Origin of the sequence: Pantoea sp. OVA07A, assembly GCF_019969975.1 — a bacterium.
GTDB lineage: Bacteria > Pseudomonadota > Gammaproteobacteria > Enterobacterales > Enterobacteriaceae > Pantoea > Pantoea agglomerans.
Map to the genome: position 1 here is coordinate 17,935 of NZ_JAHXYM010000009.1, position 24,562 is coordinate 42,496.

Here is a 24,562-nt window from a genome sequence, read left to right on the forward strand (position 1 = left end):
GAGCGGTTAAGCCGCAGCAGCAGCAGGTCGCACGCCCAGGGTGTGACAAATGGCGTAACTCATTTCGGCACGGTTCAGCGTGTAGAAATGGAAATCCTTCACCCCTTCGCGTGACAGGATTTTCACCATATCCATCGCGATATTGGCTCCCACCATTTTCCGCGTTTCCGGATCATCATCCAGACCGGCGAACATCGCGCTCATCCAGCCCGGCACGCGCACATTGGTCAGCGTGGCAAAGCGTTGCAGCTGTTTAAAGTTAGAGACCGGCAGAATGCCCGGCACAATTTCCAAGTCAATGCCGGTCGCGACACAGCGATCGCGGAAACGCAGATAACTTTCAACGTCGAAGAAAAACTGGGTAATAGCCCGGTTGGCACCTGCATCGATTTTTCGCTTCAGGTTAATCAGATCGGCCTGGGCGCTTTTCGCTTCGGGATGGACTTCCGGATAGGCCGCAACCGAAATATCAAAATCACCCACCTCTTTCAGCAGCGAAACCAGATCGCTGCCGTACATTTCTGGCTTACCGCTGCCTGGGGGCAGATCGCCGCGCAGCGCCACAATGTGACGGATGCCGTTGTTCCAGTAATCCTGAGCGATGGTACGCAGTTCATCGCGCGTGGCATCGACACAGGTCAGATGGGGAGCAGCTTCCAGACCGGTGCGATCTTTAATGCCTTTGATAATGCTATGGGTGCGATCACGTTCACCTGAGTTCGCACCGTAGGTCACAGAAACGAATTTCGGTTTCAGACTGCTCAGGCGGTCGATAGAGGTCCACAGGGTCTCTTCCATGTCGCTGGTACGAGGCGGGAAGAACTCAAATGAAACATTAATTTGCCCGTTCAGCTCAGCCAGGCTCTGGTTTAGCGCTTCGCGCTGATTGGCATGAAAGAAACTCATCCTGCACCCTCATCGATTAACAATCGGCCTGTGAACATCTACACGTTTAGACGTCCAGATGTTCAAAATGACGTAATCTGACTGTGCCGTCAACTTAAAAATGGTCGACAGTCGTGATCAATTTTCAATCAACATGAAGGAGATTCAACAGGGGAGCGATAACGCATTGAAAACAGGCGCCGAAGCGCCTGAGGAGGAGGAGTTACAGCAGTTGTGCGAGGCGATTAATATCTGACTGGATAGCGCCTGCGGTGACATCCCGGCCTGCGCCCGGTCCGCGGATCACCAGCGGATTATCGCGGTACCAGCGGCTCTCAATCGCAAAGACGTTGTCGCACGGCAGCAGTGAGGCCAGCGGATGTTCCGGACGCACCGCTTCAACACCCACGCGCGCCTTGCCGTTAGCATCAAACCGGGCAACGTAACGCAGCACCAGGTCCATCTCCTGCGCCGCTTCGAGCCGCTGCAGCATCTGCTCATTCAGCTCTTCGCCATTTTCAAAGAAGTGGTCGACAGATCCCTGCTGACAGTTACTGGGCACCAGCGATTCCACCCGCACCTGATCCGGCTCGATGTTGTAGCCTGCCTCACGCGCCAGGATAACCAGCTTGCGCATCACATCCTGACCCGAGAGATCGGCGCGCGGGTCGGGCTCGGTTAAACCCTGCTGCCAGGCCTGATCCACCAGCTCGGTAAAGGGCACCGTGCCATCAAACTGCAGGAACAGCCACGACAGCGTGCCGGAGAAGATCCCGCTGATCGCCAGGATGGTATCGCCGCTGTCGCGCAGATCGCGCACCGTATAGTTGATCGGCAGACCTGCGCCAACGGTGGCGTTATAGAGCCAGTGACGTCCGGTTTTGGTAAAGGCATCGCGGATCTGGCGCCAGGTCTGACTGTCAGACGCTCCCGCGACTTTATTGGCGCTGATAACGTGAAAACCGTGACTGGCGAAGTCGAGATACTGCTGCGCCAGCGGTGTGCTGGCAGTGACATCCAGCACCACCAGGTCATCAAACGGGTGAGCACGCATCCACAGGAACAGCGACTCTTCATCGCGCTCTACCGCTTCATCATCAAAGAAGGCGAGTGCCCGGCTGGCTTCCAGCCCGTCATAGCTCAGCAGGCTGCGACGGCTGTCCGCGACGCCCGCCAGCACAAATTCAAAGCCGGTACGCGCTGACAGCGTTTCCTGATCGCGGGCAAACAGCTCCAGCCAGCGTGAACCAATATTGCCTTTGCCAAACAGCATCAGACCGATGCGCTTTTCTGCCCGGAACAGCGACTGATGCAATCCCTGAATCAGATGCTGAGTCGGGCCGACGCGCAGCACTGCGACCACGCTGATGTGCTCTTCTGACTGCCAGATGAACTCAATTGGCTGATCCTTTAACTGCTGCCAGAAGCGATGGGTATGCAGCGGATTGCGGGTAACGCCTGCGCCAACCAGCGCCACCAGCGCCAGGCCGTCGCGCAGCTGCAGATGGCCCGGTAAACCGGCATCCTGTAGCAGCGTAAAGGCGCTGTTTACCACTTCGGCGGTGTAACAGAGCTGCAGCAATTGACGATCGGGATGAACGCCAAACGCCAGCGGACGCAGCTGCGCGCGCTTCAGCAACAGGTCTATCTCTTTGTGCAGGATGGCGAAGTCATGCTGCTCTGGCAGCTGAATCTCAATCAGGCAAACATCATCATGGCTGGTGACGATACGCGCGCCCGTCCCGGAGGCCAGCACGCGCTCAATGCGGGTTGAGCCCTGCTCCGGCTGATAACTGCAGCGCAGTTGCAGGTCGATATCGCTGCCTGAAACCGGCTGCAGAGTACGGGTGTGGAGAACCGGTGCCGCCAGGCGCGCCAGCTCGCTGGCTTCATCCAGCCTTAACAGCGGCAGCAGACAGGCATCAGAGACTTTGCGGGGGTCGGCACTGTAGACACCCGCCACATCGCTCCAGATGGTCACCCGCCCGACACCCGCCAGTGCGCCAATCTGCGTGGCAGAATAGTCGGAGCCGTTGCGGCCAAGCAGGACGGTTTCACCGGCGTCGTTGCGGCTGATAAATCCGGTCACCACGATGCGCTTATGCGGATGCTGCGCCAGTAGAGTCTGTAGCAGTGGCCAGGACTTCCCTTCATCTACCTGCGGTTGTGCCGCACGTTCAGCGCGCAGAAACTCACGCGCATCCAGCCAGCAGGCCTGAAGGTCACGCTGGCTCAGTACCGCTGACATCAGGCGTGCCGACCAGACTTCACCATGACCGACCACTTCGGCATAGACCGCATCGGTAATCGGCGCATCCAGCAGTGCGGCCAGCTTTTCCAGGTCGCGGATAAACGCGGTGATTAAAGGTTCTGCGACCTCAGCAGGCAGCAGCGCACTGATCAGTTCGCTCTGGTAGCGCCGTAAAGCCTGTTGCACCTGATGCGCAGAGAGCCGATCGCTCTGGCTCAGCTTCAGCCAGCTAATCAGCTGGTTGGTAGTTGAGCCTGCCGCAGAGACCACCATCAGGTCGCCCGGCTGGCTGTAGTCCGCCATAATACCGGCAACGCGCTGATAGCAGCGCGCATCGGCCAGGCTGCTGCCGCCAAACTTATGCAACTGCCTGATGTTCGGCGTTCCCGCGCCTGCTGAAATCGTCATGCTTAACCCTCGGCTGCGACCCGGAATGCATTATCCAGATCGGCAATTAAATCTTCGTGATCTTCAATACCGACAGAAACCCGTAGCAGCGTATCGGAAATGCCCGCTGCCGCGCGTGCTTCTGCCGACATCCCCGCGTGCGTCATGGTGGCGGTATGGGAGATCAGACTCTCTACTCCGCCCAGCGATTCCGCCAGCGTAAATAGCTGCAGTGCTTTCAGGAAGCGACGCAGCAGCGCCTCATCACCGTCGACCTCGAAACTCAGCATCGCGCCAAAGCCGCGCTGCTGACGTACGGCATGTTCGTGTCCGGCGTTTTCCGGCAGCGAAGGATGATACAACTTTTTCACCAGTTTCTGCTGCTTCAGATACTCTACAATCGCGAGTGCGTTGCGTTGTGCGGCTGCAATCCGCGGTGAAAGCGTACGGATTCCGCGCAGCAGCAGATAACTGTCAAACGCTGCTCCTGTCACACCAATGTTATTTGCCCACCAGGCCAGGTCGGTAGCGAGTTGCGGATCTTTGGCGATGACCGCGCCCGCCACGACATCGGAGTGGCCATTGAGGTATTTGGTACAGGAGTGGATCACCAGGTCCGCACCCAGCGCCAGAGGATTCTGCAGCGCCGGACTCATAAAGGTATTGTCCACCACGCTGATGGCACCCGCAGCACGCGCAGCGGCGCAAATTGCGCTGATATCTACCACGCGCAACAGCGGATTGCTGGGGCTTTCAATCAGCACCAGTTTTGGGTTTTCATCCAGAGCGGCCTGCAGCGCTGCTGGATCACCCTGATCGACAAATTTCACCCGATAGGCGCCGCGCTTGCTCAGGCTGTCAAACAGCCGATAGCTGCCGCCATAACAGTCATGTGGCGCGACCAGCAGATCGCCAGGCTTCAGAAACACCGTCGTGACCAGGTGAATCGCCGACATCCCGGTATTGGTTAATACCGCGCCCGCTCCCCCTTCCAGTTCTGCCAGCGTACGCTGTACGACATCACGAGTGGGGTTGCCACGACGGGAGTAGTCATGCGCACGAGGCTCATTGAAATCCAGGAAGTTATAGGTCGTAGAGAGGTGGATTGGCGGGACAACGCAGCCATATTGCTCGTCATCATTCAAACCGCTGCGCACTGCGATGGTTGCCGGTTTACGCGTCATGAGCGAATTGTTCCTGAAGAGTGAATAAAATGTAGGCCACAGGATATCACCCTCTAATTAGACGTCAATACATCTGGACATCTAAATGTCTTTGCGTATAGATTGAGCAAAACCGCAATAACCGCTAAAATTATGCGTCATCGCCTGGCGTTCCCCTCTGTGAGACAGAGGCAGTGAGCGAAGAAAACCCGCCATATCAGGGGTCAGGCAGGAAAAAATCAGGCATAATCCGCTGATTTCCTAACATTTAACGTTTATTAATTAAGGTAACCCATGGCTGAATGGAACGGCGAATATATCAGCCCGTACGCTGAGCACGGTAAGAAGAGCGAGCAGGTCAAGAAGATCACAGTATCAATCCCATTGAGCGTGCTGAAGATTTTAACGGATGAGCGTACCCGTCGTCAGGTGAACAACCTGCGTCACGCCACCAACAGCGAGCTGCTTTGCGAAGCCTTTTTACATGCCTTTACGGGCCAACCGCTGCCGGATGACGTCGACCTGCGCAAAGAGCGTAGTGATGAGATTCCGGAAGAAGCAAAAGCAATCATGCGCCAGATGGGTGTCGATCCGGATACCTGGGAGTATTGATCTTTCAGCCATAAAAAAACCCAGCCGAAGCTGGGTTTTTTCTTGCCGCCGAACCCGCAGGTTCAGGTGCCTTTTAATCTTATTTTTTAGCGCCTGGCACGCTGAAACGCTTGTTAAAGCGGTCAACACGGCCACCAGTTGCCACTTCACGCTGCTTACCGGTATAGAACGGGTGGCATTTGCCACAAACGTCCAGGTTCAGTTCGTGAGTCAGTGTTGAACGGGTGTGGATCTCGTTGCCGCAGGTACATTTGATAGTAACTGCTTCGTATTTCGGGTGAATACCTTGTTTCATGGGAAACCTCATTGAAGGCCGTGTCGCTCTCCGTGCCAGGCTTTAACCTGCACAGCACCACACGCGATTGAACATTATAGGGTGTACTCCGGCCAGATATTTCTCACCGAAGGCGGCATATTATACAGGTAAGTTTCGATTGCTGCAAATATCTGCTGAGATACCCGCCATCAGGGTCAGCGTGTACACTAGCTTCCCCGATCATTGAGCCGGAAAGAGAGAGTTATGCCCGTAGTCCAGGTCGCCCTGCCCGTCCCCTTGCCCCGCCTGTTTGATTATCTGCCGCCACAGGGCGCGCAGCCGGTCATTGGTGGTCGCGTGAGTGTGCCCTTTGGCAATCGCAGGATGATCGGGATTGTGGTCGCCTTTCGTGACAGCAGCGATCTGCCGGAAGCACAACTCAAGCGCGTGATCGAGGTACTGGATAGTGAATCCCTCTATCCAGCATCGCTGTGGCGCATCCTTAACTGGGCCGCCAGCTATTATCATTCGCCGCAGGGAGAGGTACTGAGTCACGCTATTCCGGTACTGCTGCGTCAGGGCAAAGCGGCGCAGGACAATCCCTTATGGCGCTGGGAAATCACCGAGCAGGGTCGGGCGACTGCGCCGGAAAGTTTAAAGCGGGCACCGAAACAGCAGCAGGCGCTGGCTGCACTGCGGCAGCAACCGCTCTATCGTCATCAGGTCAGTGAACATGACCTCACGGATGCGACGCTGCAGGCGCTACGTGCCAAAGGGTTATGCGAACTGCATGAGCATCAGCCGCAGATGCACGACTGGCGTACCACTTATGCCGTAAAAGGCGAACGTCTGCGGCTGAATACCGATCAGGCGATGGCCGTGGGTGCGATTCGGGCAGATGATGAACATTATGCAGCCTGGCTGCTGGCGGGCATCACGGGTTCAGGCAAAACCGAGGTTTACCTCAGCGTACTGGAAAATGTGCTGGCACGCGGTAAACAGGCGCTGGTGCTGGTACCGGAGATTGGCCTGACCCCGCAAACTATCGCCCGTTTTCGCGAACGTTTTGATGCGCCCATTGATGTGCTGCACTCCGCATTAAATGACAGTGAGCGGCTGGCGGTCTGGTTACGTGCGCGGCGCGGCGAAACGGCGATTGTGATTGGCACCCGATCGGCGCTGTTTACGCCACTGGCCCGTCCTGGCGTAATTATTATCGATGAAGAGCATGACAGCTCCTATAAACAGCAGGAGGGCTGGCGCTATCAGGCGCGCGATCTGGCCGTCTTCCGCGCACATGAAGAGGATATCCCGATTGTTATGGGATCGGCGACCCCTGCTCTGGAGACACTGCACAATGTCCGCAGCGGCAAGTATCGCCAGCTCGACCTGACAAAACGCGCCGGCAATGCCAGACCGGCACTGCAACAGCTTATCGACTTAAAAGGCGTGCAGTTGATCGGCGGTCTGGCACCGGGCCTGATTGGTAAAATGCGCCAGCATCTGCAGGCCGATAATCAGGTGCTGTTGTTTCTTAACCGCCGCGGCTTTTCGCCCGCCCTGCTCTGTCATGATTGCGGCTGGATTGCTGAGTGTACCCGCTGTGACCGCTACTACACGCTGCATCAGCACCATCGCCAGCTACGCTGCCACCATTGCGACAGCCAGCGTCCGCTGCCTAATCAATGCCCGCAGTGTGGTTCAACCCATTTGCTGCCGGTAGGCGTCGGGACTGAGCAACTGGAGCAGCAGCTCGGCACACTTTTCCCTGGCGTGCCGGTGTCGCGAATCGATCGTGATACCACCAGCCGCAAAGGTGCGCTGGAGCAGCATCTGGCTGACGTTCATCGCGGCGGTGCACGAATCCTTGTCGGCACCCAGATGCTGGCCAAAGGCCACCACTTCCCCGATGTTACGCTGGTGTCGCTGCTGGATGTCGATGGTGCGCTGTTCTCAGCCGATTTTCGTGCGGCGGAACGCTTTGCTCAGCTCTACACCCAGGTCGCCGGTCGTGCTGGCCGTGCCGGCAAACAGGGCGAGGTGTTGCTGCAGACTCACCATCCGGAACATCCGCTGCTGCAGACGCTGTTGCACCAGGGCTATTCGGCGTTCGCCCAGCAGGCCTTGCTGGAGCGACAGGCAGTCCATCTGCCGCCCTGGAGCCGCCATGCGCTGTTCCGCGCTGAAGATATGGATAACCAGCAGGCAGCGGAATTCCTGCAACAACTCCGTAATTTGCTGGAGGCAAGCCCGCTGAACGATAAGGCGATGTGGTTTATGGGTCCGTTGCCTGCCCTGCAGCCAAAACGCAGTGGACGCTGGCGCTGGCAACTGCTGCTGCAGCATCCTTCCCGGCAGCGTCTGCAACAGTTGCTGAGCAGTTCGTTGCCGTTGGTTTCAACACTGCCCGCGGCGCGCAAAGTGAAATGGACGCTGGATATCGACCCTACCGAGAGCTGATTTAAGCTGACACTGCGAGCCAGATCGAAAAATGTCGCATAAGTCACAATTTTTATGCAAATTAAGTAACAACCAGCCGGGCAATCGTTAACAATGTTGCCCGGTTTGCCTTCAGGTCAGGCAGAAACAGAATTGAACGCGCCATAACGCGTCAGGAGCATGTGTTGGAGCAGAATCAACAACCGCCCGCCGCCACGATGAAAGATGTTGCGGAACATGCGGGCGTCTCAACCGCCACCGTATCGCGTGCGCTGATGAATCCGGAGAAGGTTTCTGCGGTCACCCGCCAGAAAGTCGAGCAGGCGGTTGCCGCCGTCGGCTACGCGGCACATGGCCCCACGCGCAACGCCCGTCGTAATGAGACGCGTACCATCCTGGTCATTGTCCCTGACATCTGCGATCCCTTCTTTAGTGAAATCATCCGAGGCGTTGAAGTTACGGCAGCCGAAGAGGGCTATCTGGTGCTGATTGGTGACTGCGCGCATCAGAATCAGCAGGAGAGAACTTTTCTCAACCTGATGGTGACGCGACAGATCGATGGCATGGTGCTGCTCGGCTCAAAGTTGCCTTTTGATGCCAGCATTGATGAGCAACGCAACTTGCCGCCTATGGTAATGGCGAATGAGTTTGCGCCGGAAATGTCACTGCCCACTGTCCACATCGATAACCTGACCGCCGCATTTGAAGCGGTAAATCATTTACTGCAGTTGGGTCACACACATATCGCCTGTATCGCCGGGCCGGAAGAGATGCCGCTCTGCCAGTATCGTTTGCAGGGGTATGTCCAGGCGATGCGTCGCAGCGGGCTGACGGTCGATCCTACCTATATTGTGCGCGGTGACTTCACATTTGAAGCGGGCGTTGCCGCCATGAATCAGCTGATGACCCTGCCGCAACCTCCGCGTGCGCTCTTCTGCCACAGCGATATTATGGCACTTGGGGCGATGAATCAGGCCCGGCGCTGCGGACTGCGGATACCGGAGGACCTCTCTGTGGTCGGATTCGATGACATTGAGCTATCACGTTACTGCGAGCCGCCGCTGACCACGGTCACGCAGCCACGTTACCAGATAGGCCGGGAAGCGATGCTTCTGCTGCTGGATGAGTTAAATGGCAAACGAGTCATCAGCGGATCGCGGCTGCTGGATGCCGGTTTAACCATTCGTGGCAGCACGGCGCGAGCAAAAAAGCGTGAAAAATAAGCGTATTTGTCTGATTTTTTCAGTAGATTCTTAAGGCGAACACTGCTGGTCAAAGTTCCGACCCTTAAGTAACATGGCGGACTCCTTGCCGGGCGCGTAAAAATCATCATTTCGCCCATCTGGCACTATTTTTGAAGGGTATAAGAACGAGAGTGGCACAAAAAGATTACGTAGGCCGCGGGCGTTCAACAGGGACGCGTCGCAAAAAAAGCCCCAGCCGTGGCAAGAAGAGCAAAGGCGGTTCGGGAACATCTAAATTGATGATTGTACTGGCGGTCGCAGTGTTGGTGACCTTTGCCGGTGGTTTATGGTTCCTGGCGCATCACAAAAAAGAGGACGTGCCGGTCATTACGGATCATAAAGCCAACGGCAATGGCCTGCCGCCGAAGCCAGAAGAGCGCTGGAAATATATTAAAGAGCTGGAGAACCGTCAGGTCACTGTGCCGACACCTATCGAACCCTCTTCGGGTGGCGAAGTGAAGTCGCAGACACAGCTGACCGACGAGCAGCGCCAGTTGCTGGAGCAGATGCAGGCGGATATGCGTCAGCAGCCGACGCAGCTCAACGAAGTGCCGTGGAACGAACAGACGCCGGCGCAACGTCAGCAGACACTGCAGCATCAGCAGCAGTTGCAACAACTGCAACGTCAGCAGCAGCAGGTTCAGCAACAACAGCAGCAGCAACAGGTTCAGCAGCAACGTCAGCAGTTGCAGGCTCAGCAGCAACAGCAACGCCAGCAGCAGTTGCAGCAACAACAACAGCGCCAGCAACAGCAGCAATTACAACAACAGCAACGTCAGCAGCAGCAGCAGCAGCAGCAGCAGCAAAACGTACAGCGCCAGACGCAGCCAGCACCTGTTACGCGTGAACCGGAAGTGCAGCCAAAACCGCAGGAGACCGCGAAAGCGAAACCGGCGGAGAAAGCCTCTTCGCAGCGCTGGATGGTGCAGTGTGGTTCGTTTAAGGGCACTGACCAGGCTGAATCGGTGCGCGCTGGCTTAGCCTTTGAAGGATTTGAAAGCCGTATTACCACCGGTGGCGGCTGGAATCGTGTGGTTATCGGTCCTTATAAAGACCGCGCCTCCGCTGACAGCACCCTGAAGCGCCTGCGCAGTTCCGGACACTCCAGCTGTATTCCGCTCTCCGTCGGGGGTTGAAACCCGTCAAACCCGCCCCATATCTGTTGCATGATACTCCGCGCCCGGTGCGCGGAGTCCTTTTCCGACTGCAACAAGGGGTCTGCCCGTGACAACAATAGTAAGTGTACGACGCAACGGCCAGGTAGTGATTGGCGGTGATGGCCAGGCTACGCTCGGCAATACCGTGATGAAAGGCAACGTTAAAAAAGTGCGTCGTTTATACAACGATAAAGTGATTGCCGGATTTGCTGGCGGCACCGCAGACGCCTTCACCCTGTTTGAACTTTTCGAACGTAAACTGGAAATGCATCAGGGCCATCTGGTGAAAGCTGCGGTGGAACTGGCTAAAGACTGGCGTACTGACCGTATGCTGCGTCGCCTTGAAGCCTTACTGGCCGTCGCGGATGAATCAGCTTCACTGATCATCAGCGGTAACGGTGACGTCATCCAGCCTGAAAACGATCTGATCGCCATCGGCTCCGGTGGGCCTTTCGCCCAGGCAGCGGCACGTGCGCTGCTGGAGAATACCGAGATGGGCGCGCGCGACATCGTCGAAAAGTCGCTGAATATCGCGGGTGATATCTGCATCTACACTAACCACAACGTTAATTTCGAAGAATTAACGTCTAAGTCGTAAGGGTATAAATATGTCTGAGATGACTCCTCGCGAAATCGTCAGCGAACTGAACCGCTTTATCATCGGCCAGGACAGCGCTAAGCGCGCCGTGGCTATTGCACTGCGTAACCGCTGGCGCCGCATGCAGCTCGACGAAGAGCTGCGCCATGAAGTGACCCCTAAAAATATCCTGATGATCGGTCCGACCGGTGTCGGTAAAACCGAGATCGCGCGTCGTCTGGCTAAGCTGGCCAATGCGCCGTTTATCAAAGTAGAGGCGACCAAATTTACCGAAGTCGGTTATGTCGGTAAGGAAGTTGACTCTATCATTCGTGACCTGACCGATTCGGCCATTAAGATGGTGCGCAGTCAGGCGATTGAAAAGAACAAATATCGTGCCGAAGAGATGGCGGAAGAGCGCATTCTTGATGTGCTGATTCCACCAGCAAAAAACAACTGGGGCCAGTCAGAGCAGAGCGCTGAACCCTCTGCAGCACGCCAGTCGTTCCGCAAGAAGCTGCGCGAAGGCCAGCTGGACGATAAAGAGATTGAGATCGACCTGGCCGCCAGCAGCCCTGGCGTCGAAATCATGGCCCCTCCGGGCATGGAAGAGATGACCAGCCAGCTGCAGTCGATGTTCCAGAACCTCGGCGGCCAGAAACAGAAAGCCCGCAAGCTGAAGATCAAAGAAGCGATGAAGCTGCTGATCGAAGAAGAAGCGGCCAAACTGGTTAACCCGGAAGAGCTTAAGCAGGACGCGATTGATGCCGTTGAGCAGCACGGTATCGTGTTTATCGATGAGATCGACAAAATCTGTAAGCGCGGCGGCCAGAATGCCGGCGGCCCGGATGTCTCACGCGAAGGCGTTCAGCGCGACCTGCTGCCGCTGGTGGAAGGCTGCACCGTCTCCACCAAGCATGGTATGGTGAAAACGGACCACATTCTGTTTATCGCCTCAGGCGCGTTCCAGGTTGCCAGCCCTTCCGATCTAATCCCGGAACTGCAGGGTCGTCTGCCCATCCGTGTTGAGCTGCAGGCGCTGACCGTGAACGATTTCCAGCGCATCCTGACCGAGCCGAATGCCTCGATTACCGTGCAGTACAAAGCCCTGATGAATACCGAGGGCGTGAACATTGAGTTCACCGAAGAGGGTATTCGCCGGATCGCTGAAGCCGCATGGCAGGTCAACGAAACCACCGAAAACATCGGTGCGCGCCGTCTGCACACTGTGCTGGAGCGTCTGATGGAAGATATTTCGTATGACGCCAGCGATCGTCATGGTGAATCCGTTACCATCGATGCTGACTATGTCGGTAAACATCTGGATGAACTGGTGGCTGACGAAGACCTTAGCCGCTTCATTCTCTGATCCACTGATTCAGCGCTTTTCAGAAGCCCAGCCCACCCGGCTGGGCTTTTTTATGCATGTTCTTGATCGAACGATGCTTTTTTCATACTGATGATTTTGCCAACAATCTGCATATAGCGATATACTTACCCTTCCTGTGGCAAACAGACGAAACCCTTATGAAATACGATACATCTGAACTCTGCGATATCTACCATGAAGAAGTGAATGTTGTTGAACCGCTTTTTTCAAATTTTGGTGGGCGCACTTCATTCGGTGGTCAGATTACCACAGTGAAATGCTTTGAAGACAACGGCTTACTCTACGATCTGCTGGAAGAGAATGGCCGGGGTCGGGTACTGGTGATTGATGGCGGCGGCTCAGTGCGCCGTGCACTGGTGGATGCGCAGCTGGCACGTCTGGCGGCAACCAACGAGTGGGAAGGTCTGGTGATTTACGGTTCGGTACGCCAGGTTGATGAGCTGGAAGAGCTGGAGATTGGCATTCAGGCGATTGCCGCGATTCCGGCAGGCGCTGCGGGTGAAGGGATTGGCGAAAGCGATGTGCGCGTTAATTTCGGCGGCGTCACCTTCTTCTCCGGCGACCATCTCTATGCCGACAACACCGGTATCATTCTGTCAGAGGATGCGCTGGACCTCGAATAGGCCAGACATGAAAACGGGTGCCTGAGCACCCATTTTTCACATCAGCTGAGGCTTCAAACCTCTTCCATTTTTCCCAGCAATGCACGCAGACGTTCCTGCCACACGTGTTGCTCTTCTTTCAGGTGCTGATTTTCACGCATCAGCGCATCGTGGTTGCCCGCGACTTGTTGCGCATCGTTACGCAGTGAGTTGTTCTGCTCTTTCAGCTCTTCGATTTCCATCTGCAACAGGGTGATGGTATCAATCGCCTGCTGTACTTTCGCTTCCAGTTTCTCAAACACTTCAAATGACATCTTTCTGACCTCTCCTAAATTCCTGCAAGGCGTTGATGATGCCAGCTTAAGCCAGCAACGTTGTCCCGATTGTATGTAGCCTCACCCCGCAAGTCCAGCAACGCGGCCGCTGCGGGCGTAGTCTGTAACACTTTTCAGCCAATCCCTGAATTTACGCTGCGCTGACTGCGACGGCTTTCTGGTACGGGTGCGTTATCCCCGTCCTCAGGCGCGAATATTGGCTAAGGAAAGCCAGAATACGCGAAAACGCGCATTTTTATGACGCAGTACACAAAAAACGATTTCGCTATTTCTCGTTTATGTTCGTTAACGATAAATTCACACCAGCCCTACATTAAAGCTGGGTGCCTCATGGAATGAGAACAAAAACTGATAAAATTTAACCTCGCTTCAGGAACCACTATTATGAGTCAGACAACTAACACGCTCAAAGGTCAGTGTATTGCCGAATTTCTGGGGACAGGCTTGATTATTTTCTTTGGCGCAGGCTGTGTGGCTGCACTGAAACTCGCCGGTGCCGCCTTCGGTCAGTGGGAAATCTGCATCATCTGGGGTCTTGGCGTTTCCATGGCCGCCTACCTCACCGCAGGCATTTCGGGCGCGCACCTGAACCCGGCAATCACTGTTGCACTCTGCCTGTTTGCTAATTTTGAAGGACGTAAAGTTCTGCCTTATATCGTATCGCAGATTGCCGGTGCCTTTTGTGCCGCGGCGCTGGTATACGGTCTCTACTACAGCCTGTTTTTTGATTATGAGCAGAGCCACCAGATGGTGCGCGGCACGGTTGAAAGTCTCGACCTGGCAGGCATCTTCTCAACCTACCCTAATCCACATATCGGTGTCGGCCAGGCCTTCCTGGTTGAGATGGTCATCACTGCAGTATTAATGGCGGTCATTATGGGTCTGACGGATGACGGCAACGGCATTCCACGTGGCCCACTGGCTCCACTGCTGATTGGCCTGCTGGTTGCGGTTATCGGTGGCTCAATGGGTCCTCTGACCGGCTTCGCCCTTAACCCGGCTCGTGATTTCGGACCGAAGATCTTCGCATGGCTGGCAGGCTGGGGTAACGTTGCCTTTACCGGTGGTCGTGACATCCCTTACTTCCTCGTGCCGATTTTTGGCCCGCTGGTCGGTGCCTGCCTGGGTGCAGTAGGTTATCGCACACTGATTGGTCGCTACCTGCCAGGTACCGCCCAGGAACCTGCAAGCGTTCCAGCAGACAAACCGGTTGCACGCGCTCAGCAGCGTAAAGCGTAAGTTTCACCTTTTATCATCAGGACAGAATTTATGACTACCACAGATAAAAAATATATTGTCGCGCTCGATCAGGGCACAACCAGCTCCCGCGCCGTCGTTCTCGACCACGACTCTAATATCGTCGCGGTATCACAGCGCGAATTCACCCAGATCTACCCGAAAGCGGGCTGGGTTGAACATGATCCAATGGATATCTGGGCTTCACAAAGCTCAACGCTGGTTGAAGTGCTGGCCCATGCCGACATCCGCTCTGATGAGATTGCGGCAATCGGTATCACCAACCAGCGCGAAACCGCTATCGTCTGGGAAAAAGAGACCGGTAAGCCGATCTACAACGCCATCGTCTGGCAGGATCCCCGCACCGCCGACTACTGTCACAAACTGAAGAAAGAGGGTCTGGAAGAGTATATCCAGCACACCACTGGTCTGGTGATTAACCCCTACTTCTCCGGAACCAAAGTGAAGTGGATTCTGGATCACGTTGAAGGCTCTCGTGAGCGTGCAAAACGTGGCGAGCTGCTGTTTGGTACCGTCGATACCTGGCTGGTCTGGAAAATGACCCAGGGCCGCGTGCATATCACCGACTATACCAACGCCTCCCGTACCATGATGTTTAACATCCATAAGCTGGAGTGGGATCAGCGTATGCTGGATATCCTGGATATCCCGCGTGAAATGCTGCCAGAAGTGAAGTCCTCTTCTGAAGTCTATGGTCAGACCAACATCGGCGGTAAAGGCGGTACACGTATTCCAATCGCCGGTATTGCCGGTGACCAGCAGGCTGCGCTGTATGGCCAGCTCTGTGTTCAGCCTGGCATGGCGAAAAACACCTACGGCACCGGCTGCTTTATGCTGATGAACACCGGTACTGAAGCGGTAACCTCAACGCACGGTCTGCTGACCACTATCGCCTGTGGCCCGCGCGGTGAAGTGAACTATGCACTGGAAGGGGCTGTATTTATCGGTGGCGCCTCTATTCAGTGGCTGCGCGATGAGATGAAGCTGATCAGTGAAGCTGCTGACTCTGAATACTTCGCGATGAAGGTGAAAGACACCAACGGCGTTTACATGGTGCCTGCTTTCACCGGCCTGGGCGCCCCTTACTGGGACCCGTATGCCCGTGGTGCTATCTTCGGCCTGACCCGTGGTGCTAATGCTAACCACATCATCCGTGCGACGCTGGAGTCAATCGCTTATCAGACGCGCGACGTGCTGGAAGCGATGCAGAACGATGCCAACACCCGCCTGCAGGCGCTGCGTGTGGATGGTGGCGCGGTTTCCAACAACTTCCTGATGCAGTTCCAGTCAGACATCCTCGGCACCCGTGTTGAGCGTCCGGAAGTGCGTGAAGTCACCGCGCTGGGTTCTGCTTATCTGGCAGGTCTGGCCGTCGGCTTCTGGCAGGATCTGGATGAAGTCCGCTCTAAAGCAGTTATTGAGCGTGAATTCCGTCCAAGCCTGGAAACCACCGAGCGTAACTTCCGTTATGCTGGCTGGAAAAAAGCTGTAGCCCGCGCCCAGGCGTGGGAAGAACAAGAGTAATATCAATGCCCGCGACCGTTGCTGTCGCGGGCCTTTTCCCCGCTCCACTCCCCCGCTGTGTTACACTGCCTGCCTGTTTTTTGTCAGGTAGATGCCATGAAACGAGAACTTGCCATTGAATTTTCCCGCGTAACCGAAGCTGCCGCCCTGGCAGGCTATCACTGGTTAGGACGCGGCGACAAAAATGCGGCTGACGGCGCGGCTGTCCATGCCATGCGTCATGTCCTGAACTCCATTGAAATCGACGGTCAGATTGTGATCGGTGAAGGCGAAATCGACGAAGCTCCGATGCTCTATATCGGTGAAAAAGTCGGTACCGGCCGCGGCGATGCGGTCGACATTGCGGTCGATCCGATTGAAGGCACCCGCATGACGGCGCTTGGCCAGGCTAATGCGCTGGCGGTGATGGCCGTGGGCGATAAGGGCAGCTTTCTGCACGCACCCGACATGTACATGGAAAAACTGATTGTTGGCCCCACAGCGCGTGGAGAGATCGATCTCGACCTGCCGCTGGAAACCAACCTGCGTAACATCGCCATCGCGATGAATAAGCCGCTGTCGCAGCTAACCGTGTCGATTCTGGCAAAGCCGCGTCATGACGCAGTGATCGGCCAGTTGCAGCAGCTGGGCGTGCGGGTGTTTACCTTCCCGGATGGCGATGTCGCCGCCTCCATTCTGACCTGTATGCCGGACAGCGAAGTCGATGTGATGTATGGCATCGGCGGCGCACCGGAAGGCGTGGTCTCTGCGGCGGTGATCCGCGCGCTGGATGGGGATATGCAGGGCCGGTTGCTGGCGCGTCACCACGTGAAAGGCGACAGCGCTGAAAACCGTCTGCTGGGTGAGCAGGAGCTGCAGCGCTGTGCAGAGATGGGGATTGAAGCGGGCAAAAAGCTGACGCTGAATGAGATGGCTCGCAATGACAATGTGGTGTTTGCCGCCACCGGCATTACCAGTGGCGAACTCCTGAAAGGCATTACGCGTCAGGGCAATATCGCCACCAGCGAGACCCTGCTGATTCGCGGTAAATCACGCACCATCCGCCGTATTCAGTCGATTCACTATCTCGACCGTAAAGATCCGGCGCTCCATCCCTTTATCCTGTAACCGGCTGGTTGCCGCGCTCCGGCTGACGTGAGAGCGGCAACCAGCAGAGCAGCATCACCAGCGCCGTGAAGAACATCAGCATGCCAAGGCTGAACTGATCGCGCTGCGGCATTATGGCTGACAGCCACGCCACCAGGCCCGATCCCAGGTTCTGCATCCCGCCAATCAGCGCGCCCGCGCTACCCGCCAGCCAGGCATAAGGCTCCATCGCGCCTGAAGTCGCCAGCGGGAACAGCATGCCAGCCCCAAAGAAGAACAGCGCAGCCGGGACCAGCAGCGTCCAGATATTCATCACGCCGAACCATGCCGGGATCCACATCAGGATGCCCGCCAGCAGGCAGCTATTTACGCCCAACCACATCAGACTGTGCCATGAACCCTGCTCGCGACCGGCAAACCAGGCACCAAAAAATGCTGCCGGAATCGGCAGGATGAACAGGATGCTGACGGTCAGGCTGTGCAGGCCGAGCACGCCGCCCAGCAGAACGCCACAGCTCGACTCAAATACCGCAATCCCGGCCAGCGCGCCAATCAGCAGCACAATGTAGCGAACGAAATTCGCGTCACTGAGCAGGCGGGCGTAGCGTTTAAAGAAAGGGGTCACTTCCGCACTCTGCGGTCGGGTCTCCGGCAGCCAGCGTGCCATTGAAACGGTTACCGCCAGACAAAGCAGCAGCAGAAAGGCAAAGCAGGCGTGCCAGCCAAAGAGCTGCGTCAGCAGTGCACCAATCACCGGCGCCAGCAGCGGGCTGACCAGAATGCCCATATTAAGCAGGCTGTTAGCGCGGCGCAGTGCGTGCCCCTCGTAGAGATCGCGCGGCATGGTGCGGGCCATCACGCCAGCTACGCCGGTGCCCAGTCCCTGAACAGCGCTGCCGAACACCAGCATATCGAGCGACGTCGCCATCAGTGCCGTGATTGCGCCGATCATAAAGATCATCATGCCCGCCAGAATCACCGGACGACGACCGATGCTGTCTGACAGCGGGCCATAGATCAGCTGGGATCCGCCATAGGTCATCAGATAGGCCGCCATCACACGCTGCAGCGCGCCATCCCGCACATTCAGAGCATCCGCCATCACCGACATCGCCGGGACGTAGATAGTCTGTGCCATCTGCCCTACTGCCACCAGCACAATGAGCATCACCAGCAGCGGGCGATTTTCGAGTTTAGTCATCATGATTATGCAAAATTTCTTTCTGTGAAAGGAGGTTAAAACAGCGGTTCACCCGCCAGTCATCTTGTTATGGCGGGCAAAATATCAGGATTAGATGACAAAGCGAGAGGTAAGCGAAAAGGTCACGGCTTGCGCCTGTCAAGTTTATGAGCCAGCCTGTAAAGACAAAGTAACAGTTTGTCGATTAGAGCCTTTGCCCCGGCGCAGGCTGGCAATCTCACCGGGCAGCCGCGAAAATAGTGACCTGCCTGAATAATCAACAACCAGGGAGTGATTATGGCTGAGTGGGTCAATGCTGAAGTAAAGGAAGTGAAAAACTGGACGGATGCGCTGTTCAGTCTCCGGGTAAAAGCGCCCATCGATCCCTTTATCGCCGGGCAATTTGCCAAGCTGGCACTGGAAATCGACGGTGAGCGGGTACAGCGCGCTTACTCTTACGTCAATGCGCCGAAAGATGATCTGCTGGAGTTCTACCTGGTCACCGTGCCAGAGGGCAAACTGAGTCCACATCTGCAGGCACTTCGGCCTGGCGATCAGGTGATGGTCACCAAAGAAGCGGCAGGATTCTTTGTGCTGGATGAGGTCCCTGAATGCAAAACCTTATGGATGCTGGCAACCGGCACCGCTATTGGCCCCTACCTGTCGATGCTACAGCAGGGCGAAGGGCTGGATCGCTTTGAAAACATCGTGCTGGTCCATGCTGCACGCTATGCGGCCGACCTGAGCTTTTTGCCGTTGATGCAGCAGCTGCAACAACATTATCAAGGCAAGCTGCACATCCAGACGGTGGTGAGTCGCGAAGAGATCGCCGGTTCGCTGACTGGCCGGGTCCCGGCGTTGATCGAAAACGGTGAGCTGGAGCGCGCCACCGGGTTAAGCCTGGATGCCGACAGCAGCCATGTGATGCTGTGCGGCAACCCGCAGATGGTGCGTGACACTCAGCAATTACTGAAAGAGACGCGCGAGATGCGCAAGCACCTGAAGCGTAAGCCGGGCCATATCACCAGCGAACATTACTGGTGAGCCGTTTGCCGGTATCGCACCGGCTGAGTCGCGGTACCAAACCGGTTAGCGCCGGGGGTACCGCGAAAGAGACCGAGATCGAGTAGCAGGCCAGCCAGTAACACAAACGGAATGGCGCGACCCAACAGCCAGGGCAGTATGCCGTCCAGCATGCTCCAGTTCCCTGCCACCAACAGCCAGGCAACAATCACCAGAAATCCCCAGTAGCCGCGGCGATTACGATCGTGCAACCGTTTAACGATAACCGCGCTGGCGGGCCACAGCAGGCAGACCACGCCAAAGGCCGCCATCTGAGTATCAAGCCAGTCGTTAGCCGCTAACGCGAATAACAGGGTTGTTGTCAGCAACCAGACCGCCTGCCAGATCCAGAAATCACGTCGTCCCAGCCGGCCGCGCCAGGAAAAACACCATTGTTGTAACGTCATGCATTATCATCCAGAGAGAAGAGAACCGCTGCGGTTTTGACCTTGCGGATAAAAACCGTTTTAATTTGCGCCTGAGTTTACGGGTTAGGATCGACAAAATGAAGAATTTGCCTGGCGCACTGCTGTTATCGTTTGCGCTGACGGTTCCGGTCTTTGCCGCCGATCCGCCACCGCAGGATCGGGCCGATGCGTTGCCCACCGCCCCCTATCTGCTGGCGGGCGCTCCCACCTTTGATATGACTATCGGCCAGTTCCGCGAAAAGTATAATCAGGCCAACGGGGCGCTGATGCTGCCGGAATATCGCGCCATTGATAATCGGGGTGACAAAAGCACCCTGACGCGCGCCGCCAGCAAAATCAATGAAACTCTCTATGCGTCTACCGCGCTGGAGCCCGGTACCGGCAAAATTAAGACGCTGCAGATTACCTGGCTACCGTTGCCAGGTCCGGATCAGAACGCCTCACAGCAAAAAGCGCTGGCCTACATGAGCGCCATGTTGCGCTTCTTTGTACCGGGACTGAGCGCCGATGAGGGACGTAAAAAGCTGGAGGGTTTGCTGAAGCAAGGTAAGGATTTACCCTACTTTGCGCAGGTCGAGGGCGCGTTGCGTTTTGTGGTGGCTGACAACGGCGACAAGGGGCTGACCTTCGCCGTTGAGCCGGTCAAACTGGCGCTCGCCAGCCCCTGATGATGAGGCCGAAAATGACGAAAAGCAAAGCCATCGCTACATTTGATCTCTATACTGTCTGGCAGACAACGCTGCCAGCTGGCAGCGATTTTTCATGTATCGCTTTATGCGGAGGATAGAATGCGACATCCACTGGTTATGGGTAACTGGAAGTTGAATGGCAGCAAGCAGATCACAGCTGAACTGATCGCCGGTCTGCGCAAGGAACTGTCTGGCGTTGAGGGTTGTGGCGTCGCCATTGCACCGCCAGCTCTCTATCTCGAGCAGGCAAAACACGCCATCTCCGGTAGCCACATCGCACTGGGTGCGCAGAACGTAGACGTTAACCTGTCTGGTGCGTTTACCGGTGAAGTTTCCGCAGAGATGCTGAAAGATATCGGCGCGAAATATATCATTATCGGTCACTCAGAGCGCCGCACTTACCACAAAGAGAGCGACGAATTCATCGCGAAGAAATACGCGGTGCTGAAGTCAGTGGGCCTGGTACCGGTGCTGTGCATTGGTGAAACCGAAGCGGAAAACGAAGCGGGTAAAACCGAAGAAGTCTGCGCTCGTCAGCTGGATGCCGTTCTGGAAACTCAGGGCGCCGAAGCGTTTAAAGATGCGGTCATCGCGTATGAGCCAGTCTGGGCCATCGGTACCGGCAAATCTGCCACCCCTGCTCAGGCTCAGGCCGTTCACAAATTCATTCGTGACCATATCGCGAAGAAAGATGCGGCTATCGCAGAACAGGTCATCATCCAGTACGGCGGCTCAGTTAACGATAAAAATGCGGCTGAGCTCTTCACCCAGCCTGACATCGATGGCGCGCTGGTTGGCGGTGCCTCACTGAAAGCGGACGCTTTCGCTGTGATCGTTAAAGCTGCTGCGGCTGCAAAAAGCGCCTAAGCAGTAAACGTACCGATTAAAGGCGGCTTAAGCCGCCTTTTTTATGGGCGCTATCAGCTGACAGGCGTGATCCTGTACCTCCTCCGCCGAACCGCTGTTCAGCAGCAGCCAGTTTCGCTCTATCGCCATCAGCACCAGTCGTCCATCACTTAATTCAGCCAGTGCCAGCCCATATTTCCCCATCTCACTGCGCGCCTCTGGCCGCTCATCGGCCAGTCGGATAAACGCACTCTGCCGGGTCAGCTCGTCCGGGGTCAATGCACGCAGCCAGTAGCGGTGCTTACGCAGCGTGATGCTCTGCCACCGCCCGCTAAGCTGCGGCGTCAGCTGATCAAGCTGCTGACGCACATCGGGTCGCAGGCAGGAGATATGAATATGGAGCTGATTCTGCGTGCGGCCATATTGTGAATTGATAGCCAGTGACAGGACCCGATCATCAATAGGTGAGCCGCGTCGCTGCGCAAGCAGAGTCCGCTCATCCCATGCAAGGGCAAAGTAGTTGGGCGTAGCGGATTGCAGTAACCGCGGGCTTTCGATGCCGGTGATCCTGTCGAGCGGGATCAGCAGATACTGCAACGGCCCGTGCATATCTTTCAGCATGGCATAGCGATGCCGCTGATCGACGCGCTGACAGGGCGCAGGTTCTCCACCACTCTGCTGGTGAGGCAGACATTTCTCGCTGACGATCTGCCACAGCGCATCACTGTTCTTTTTGAAATGCAGTGCGGCAGCCAACATCCCCGCAATGACCAGTACCAGCAGAACCGCAACCAGGCGGGTTGCACGACGATGTGTCGGCATAACAACGCTTCCTGAATGGCTTAGCAGCCTGCATCCTCGCCTGGCGAGAAAAAAATGTCACGGGGAATTCTGGCAGATAACCCAGCGGCTGGGCGGAGAAGGAGAAAAGGCGTGGTTGTGGGGGATAAGCGGTCAGCGCAGGAATGCGCTGACCGCAACGCATTACGGTTTCATGACCTGGTCATAGCTGCCGCCATCGGCGAAGTGGGCTTTCTGAGCCTGTGTCCAGCCACCAAACTTGTCCTGAATGGTAAACAGCTTCACTGGCGCAAAGGTGCTGGCGAATTTCTTCGCGACTTCAGCATCACGCGGACGGTAGTAGTTCTGTGCAGCGATAGTCTGGCCTTCTGGCGAGTAGAGGTATTTCAGATAAGCGTCGGCGACTTTACGCGTCCCCTTTTCATCTACCACTTTATCGACCACCGACACGGTCGGTTCCGCCAGAATCGATTCGCTCGGAGTGACAATCTCGAACTTGTCTTTGCCCAGCTTGTTAACCGCCAGATAGGCTTCGTTTTCCCAGGCGATCAGCACATCACCAATCCCGCGCTCAACGAAGGTGTTGGTTGCGCCGCGTGCGCCGGAATCCTGCACTTCAACGTTTTTAAACAGCGCTCTGACGTAAGCCAGCGCTTTAGCCTGATCGCCGTTGTTATGATCCAGCGCCCAGCCCCAGGCCGCCAGATAGTTCCAGCGTGCGCCGCCGGACGTTTTCGGGTTAGGGGTAATAACAGATACGCCTGGCTTCGTCAGGTCGCTCCAGTCATGGATGCCTTTAGGGTTATCTTTACGAACCAGGAAGACAATGGTCGAGGTGTAGGGCGCAGAGTTGTCCGGCAGACGCTGAATCCAGTTTTTATCAATACGACCGCGTTCTGCAATGGCATCAACATCCGATTGCAACGCCAGTGTGACTACATCCGCCCGAATGCCGTTAATCACGGAGGTTGCCTGCTTACCGGAACCGCCATGCGACTGACGGACCACGACATTATCGCCGGTTTCCTGTTTGTAGTGCGCACTGAACGCTTTGTTGTACTGTTCGTACAGCTCACGCGTTGGATCGTAGGAAACGTTTAACAGCTGAATGTCTTTCGCCAGAACGCTGGTTGAGGCCAGCAACAGGGTAACGCCGATACTCCACTTGTTCATTACGCACTCTCCCAATGTCGTTATGGGCTAAGCGTGACATAAACCAATACAGAGCTAAAAGAATTAAAAATAAGCTGTTATAACCATGGGGAATATAGAGGCGGGATGCCGGGGCGCGCCAGGTCGCACACCCCGCAGAGGAATTAATAGAGTTTTTTCGCGGTGTCGAGCCAGTCGCGTTTGAACGGACGCTTCATATTTTCAATGGCGTCGACGATGTCGTGATGCACCATCTTCTCGTTCTGAATACCGACGCAACGGCCGCCGTAGCCCTGCATCAGCAGTTCAATAGAGTAGGCCCCCATGCGTGAGGCCAGAATACGGTCATACGCACAAGGTGCACCGCCACGCTGAATGTGGCCCAGAACGGTAGAACGGGTTTCACGCTTGGTTTCTGTTTCGATGAAACGCGCCAGATCGTCGATATCGCAGATGTGCTCGGTAATCGCCACGATAGCGTGCTTTTTACCTTTGGCGATGCCCGCTTTGATTTCCGCTACCAGCTCTTCACGGGTATACGGGAACTCCGGCAGTACGATGAACTCACAGCCACCCGCAATGGCGGCTGCCAGTGTCAGATCGCCACAGTAGCGACCCATCACTTCCACAATCGAAATACGCTGATGCGATGAAGAGGTATCACGCAGGCGGTCAATCGCTTCAACCACGGTTTCCAGTGCAGTGAAATAACCGATAGTGTAATCCGTTCCGGCAACGTCGTTATCGATGGTGCCTGGCAGACCAATGCACGGGAAGCCCATTTCAGTCAGGCGCTTAGCCCCCATGTAGGAACCGTCACCACCAATAACAACCAGCGCATCAATGCCGCGCTTTTTCATGTTCTCAATGGCAACCTGACGCACATCTTCATTACGGAATTCAGGGAAGCGTGCTGAGCCCAGGAAAGTGCCGCCGCGGTTAATCATGTCTGAAACGCTGTAGCGATCAAGATTGATCATGCGATCTTCGTACAATCCCAGGTAACCGTCATAGATCCCAAAAACTTCCAGTCCTTCACTCAGCGCGGAACGCACCACGCCACGAATAGCTGCGTTCATGCCTGGGGCGTCACCGCCGCTGGTTAATACACCAATTTTTTTGATCATGACAACCTCTGGATTGTTCAAAACTAAGGGTTAATCCTGCCTGTCGATCGCTGCTGAAGCTCATTTTACGACTCGCGCGACACGTGATGGCAGATAGTATATCAAAGGCTTG

General features: G+C 56.0%; 23 protein-coding genes. 13 read left to right on the forward strand and 10 right to left on the reverse strand.

All coding sequences use genetic code 11. The features are described from left to right. Positions 1-6 precede the first annotated feature (6 nt). The 3 genes from metF to metB form a co-directional block, all read right to left on the reverse strand. Positions 7-906 carry a methylenetetrahydrofolate reductase gene (gene metF, locus LC417_RS20970; RefSeq protein WP_223566319.1) on the reverse strand — a complete coding sequence of 300 codons (900 nt, stop codon included), beginning with the start codon at positions 904-906 and terminating at the stop codon, positions 7-9. Between the two features lie 202 nt (positions 907-1,108). Continuing rightward, positions 1,109-3,544 carry a bifunctional aspartate kinase/homoserine dehydrogenase II gene (locus tag LC417_RS20975; protein WP_010672066.1) on the reverse strand — a complete coding sequence of 812 codons (2,436 nt, stop codon included), beginning with the start codon at positions 3,542-3,544 and terminating at the stop codon, positions 1,109-1,111. Between the two features lie 2 nt (positions 3,545-3,546). After that, a complete protein-coding gene (gene metB, locus LC417_RS20980; RefSeq protein WP_010672067.1) occupies positions 3,547-4,707 on the reverse strand; it encodes a cystathionine gamma-synthase in 1,161 nt (386 codons plus the stop codon). Positions 4,708-4,980: 273 nt separating this feature from the next. Between metB and metJ the strand changes: the two genes are divergently transcribed. After that, complete coding sequence (metJ, locus tag LC417_RS20985) at positions 4,981-5,298, forward strand: met regulon transcriptional regulator MetJ (RefSeq protein WP_009088019.1); 318 nt, start codon at positions 4,981-4,983, stop codon at positions 5,296-5,298. Between the two features lie 79 nt (positions 5,299-5,377). Here metJ and rpmE read toward each other — a convergent pair whose 3' ends face one another. After that, the gene (gene rpmE, locus LC417_RS20990) at positions 5,378-5,593 is read right to left on the reverse strand and encodes a 50S ribosomal protein L31 (protein ID WP_003851227.1); all 216 of its coding nucleotides are present in this window, start codon (positions 5,591-5,593) and stop codon (positions 5,378-5,380) included. Positions 5,594-5,818: 225 nt separating this feature from the next. Between rpmE and priA the strand changes: the two genes are divergently transcribed. The 6 genes from priA to rraA all read left to right on the forward strand — a co-directional run bounded on the left by priA (position 5,819) and on the right by rraA (position 12,984). Beyond that, positions 5,819-8,014: a primosomal protein N' gene (gene priA, locus LC417_RS20995; RefSeq protein ID WP_010672068.1), complete on the forward strand. Its 2,196-nt coding sequence runs from the start codon at positions 5,819-5,821 to the stop codon at positions 8,012-8,014. A gap of 164 nt (positions 8,015-8,178) precedes the next feature. Continuing rightward, the gene (cytR, locus tag LC417_RS21000) at positions 8,179-9,216 is read left to right on the forward strand and encodes a DNA-binding transcriptional regulator CytR (protein ID WP_132500024.1); all 1,038 of its coding nucleotides are present in this window, start codon (positions 8,179-8,181) and stop codon (positions 9,214-9,216) included. Positions 9,217-9,368: 152 nt separating this feature from the next. Next, positions 9,369-10,373: a cell division protein FtsN gene (gene ftsN, locus LC417_RS21005; protein WP_033775642.1), complete on the forward strand. Its 1,005-nt coding sequence runs from the start codon at positions 9,369-9,371 to the stop codon at positions 10,371-10,373. Between the two features lie 88 nt (positions 10,374-10,461). Next, positions 10,462-10,992, forward strand: a complete 531-nt coding sequence (gene hslV, locus LC417_RS21010; protein WP_010258174.1) for an ATP-dependent protease subunit HslV — start codon at positions 10,462-10,464, stop codon at positions 10,990-10,992. A 10-nt stretch (positions 10,993-11,002) separates the two neighbouring features. Further along, a complete protein-coding gene (hslU, locus tag LC417_RS21015; protein ID WP_031591847.1) occupies positions 11,003-12,340 on the forward strand; it encodes an HslU--HslV peptidase ATPase subunit in 1,338 nt (445 codons plus the stop codon). 158 nt (positions 12,341-12,498) lie between these two features. Continuing rightward, positions 12,499-12,984 (forward strand): ribonuclease E activity regulator RraA, encoded by a 486-nt coding sequence (gene rraA, locus LC417_RS21020; protein WP_009088032.1) that lies wholly within the window; start codon positions 12,499-12,501, stop codon positions 12,982-12,984. Between the two features lie 53 nt (positions 12,985-13,037). On the opposite strand, the gene zapB is transcribed toward rraA, so the two are convergent. Further along, on the reverse strand, positions 13,038-13,277 hold the full coding sequence (gene zapB, locus LC417_RS21025; protein WP_003851242.1) for a cell division protein ZapB: 240 nt from the start codon (positions 13,275-13,277) through the stop codon (positions 13,038-13,040). Between the two features lie 405 nt (positions 13,278-13,682). On the opposite strand from zapB, the gene LC417_RS21030 reads away from it, so the two are divergent. The 3 genes from LC417_RS21030 to glpX all read left to right on the forward strand — a co-directional run bounded on the left by LC417_RS21030 (position 13,683) and on the right by glpX (position 17,186). Beyond that, positions 13,683-14,537, forward strand: coding sequence for an MIP/aquaporin family protein (locus LC417_RS21030; RefSeq protein ID WP_010258182.1), 855 nt, complete (start codon positions 13,683-13,685; stop codon positions 14,535-14,537). Between the two features lie 30 nt (positions 14,538-14,567). Next, entirely contained in the window at positions 14,568-16,079 is a 1,512-nt protein-coding gene (glpK, locus tag LC417_RS21035; RefSeq protein ID WP_010672072.1) for a glycerol kinase GlpK, read from the forward strand. Positions 16,080-16,175: 96 nt separating this feature from the next. Then, positions 16,176-17,186 carry a class II fructose-bisphosphatase gene (gene glpX / locus LC417_RS21040; RefSeq protein WP_031591850.1) on the forward strand — a complete coding sequence of 337 codons (1,011 nt, stop codon included), beginning with the start codon at positions 16,176-16,178 and terminating at the stop codon, positions 17,184-17,186. Here glpX and emrD read toward each other — a convergent pair. Beyond that, entirely contained in the window at positions 17,176-18,369 is a 1,194-nt protein-coding gene (gene emrD / locus LC417_RS21045; RefSeq protein ID WP_304622695.1) for a multidrug efflux MFS transporter EmrD, read from the reverse strand. The two genes, glpX and emrD, sit on opposite strands and share 11 nt — an antisense overlap. Positions 18,370-18,642: 273 nt before the next feature. On the opposite strand from emrD, the gene fpr reads away from it, so the two are divergent. Continuing rightward, on the forward strand, positions 18,643-19,389 hold the full coding sequence (gene fpr / locus LC417_RS21050) for a ferredoxin--NADP(+) reductase (protein WP_010258190.1): 747 nt from the start codon (positions 18,643-18,645) through the stop codon (positions 19,387-19,389). Here the strand turns inward: fpr and LC417_RS21055 are convergent. Beyond that, positions 19,380-19,814: a DUF805 domain-containing protein gene (locus LC417_RS21055; RefSeq protein WP_010258192.1), complete on the reverse strand. Its 435-nt coding sequence runs from the start codon at positions 19,812-19,814 to the stop codon at positions 19,380-19,382. The genes fpr and LC417_RS21055 overlap by 10 nt on opposite strands. Before the next feature lie 98 nt (positions 19,815-19,912). On the opposite strand from LC417_RS21055, the gene LC417_RS21060 reads away from it, so the two are divergent. Together LC417_RS21060 and tpiA are read left to right on the forward strand one after the other, a co-directional pair. Beyond that, complete coding sequence (locus tag LC417_RS21060) at positions 19,913-20,503, forward strand: DUF1454 family protein (protein ID WP_223566320.1); 591 nt, start codon at positions 19,913-19,915, stop codon at positions 20,501-20,503. A gap of 120 nt (positions 20,504-20,623) precedes the next feature. Then, the gene (gene tpiA / locus LC417_RS21065; protein WP_010258199.1) at positions 20,624-21,391 is read left to right on the forward strand and encodes a triose-phosphate isomerase; all 768 of its coding nucleotides are present in this window, start codon (positions 20,624-20,626) and stop codon (positions 21,389-21,391) included. 27 nt (positions 21,392-21,418) lie between these two features. On the opposite strand, the gene LC417_RS21070 is transcribed toward tpiA, so the two are convergent. The 3 genes from LC417_RS21070 to pfkA form a co-directional block, all read right to left on the reverse strand. Next, positions 21,419-22,192, reverse strand: coding sequence for a CDP-diacylglycerol diphosphatase (locus LC417_RS21070; protein WP_010672077.1), 774 nt, complete (start codon positions 22,190-22,192; stop codon positions 21,419-21,421). 162 nt (positions 22,193-22,354) lie between these two features. Further along, the gene (locus LC417_RS21075) at positions 22,355-23,344 is read right to left on the reverse strand and encodes a sulfate ABC transporter substrate-binding protein (RefSeq protein WP_010258203.1); all 990 of its coding nucleotides are present in this window, start codon (positions 23,342-23,344) and stop codon (positions 22,355-22,357) included. Between the two features lie 143 nt (positions 23,345-23,487). After that, the gene (gene pfkA / locus LC417_RS21080; protein ID WP_003851263.1) at positions 23,488-24,450 is read right to left on the reverse strand and encodes a 6-phosphofructokinase; all 963 of its coding nucleotides are present in this window, start codon (positions 24,448-24,450) and stop codon (positions 23,488-23,490) included. Positions 24,451-24,562 lie beyond the last annotated feature (112 nt).